At 69.8% G+C, this 784-nt stretch carries 2 protein-coding genes; one reads left to right on the forward strand and one right to left on the reverse strand.

Translation table 11 applies throughout. From position 1 onward, the window contains the following. Positions 1-307 (forward strand): (2Fe-2S)-binding protein (locus G3I78_RS46465; protein WP_164436592.1); only part of this gene is annotated, 307 nt, incomplete at its 5' end. A gap of 142 nt (positions 308-449) precedes the next feature. On the opposite strand, the gene G3I78_RS46470 is transcribed toward G3I78_RS46465, so the two are convergent. Continuing rightward, on the reverse strand, positions 450-784 hold a 335-nt coding region (locus G3I78_RS46470), incomplete at its 5' end, for a pyridoxamine 5'-phosphate oxidase family protein (RefSeq protein ID WP_203616472.1).

Below are 784 nucleotides of genomic sequence, written 5' to 3' on the forward strand. Positions count from 1 at the left end.
CGACGACCGCGGTTTCCGTCGCGAAATGTCCTCTGCCTACCGCTCCGGCTGGCAGTTCATCGACCTCGCCACCGCCATCCCCCACCCTGGCGACTCGCTGATGGTCACCCTGTTCGGACAGCCCATCGTCATCACGCGCGAGGAGGACGAGGACGTCCGGGCGTACCGCTGCCTGCGCCGCCCCCGCGGCGCGCCGCAGCCCGTCCGCTGCGAGGTGCGCTACGGAATGGTCTTCGTCAACCTTGATCAGCGCGACCACCAGCTCTTCGAACCCGATATCACCACCGCCACCCCCCGCAGTGCCTGAAGCGATTCCCCCGTCGTCGCAGATCGCTCCAGGTGCTTCCCCCACACAACGGCGCCATCGTGGACCTGACCACGATGGCGCCGTTGTGATGTCCGCGTCCAGTGCTTGAACCGGACAAGGTGAAAACCGAACTGTTTCTCCTTCAGGCCCGGCCCATCGCCCGGTCGAGGGTGATCTCCAGGACGACCCGGTCCGGATTGGGCGACGGCGTCCGTCCGTACCGCTCCGCGTAGCGCGCGACCGCCTCGGCGACCGAGGCCTCGTCCGTACGGATCACCGCGTGCCCCTCCAGCGTCGCCCAGCGCCGCCCCGCCATCTGGCACACGGCGACGCGCGCGGGGCCGGACTGCGCGCCCTGCGCCGCCAGCACGTTGCGGATCTTCTTGCTGTTCTTGTTGCTGATCACCCGGGCCAGGCCGGCCTCCGGGTCGTACGTGACGCCCACCGGCACCACGTGCGGGGTCCCGTCGGGGCGCG

The organism is Streptomyces sp. SID13726, assembly GCF_010548375.1.
Lineage (GTDB): Bacteria > Actinomycetota > Actinomycetes > Streptomycetales > Streptomycetaceae > Streptomyces.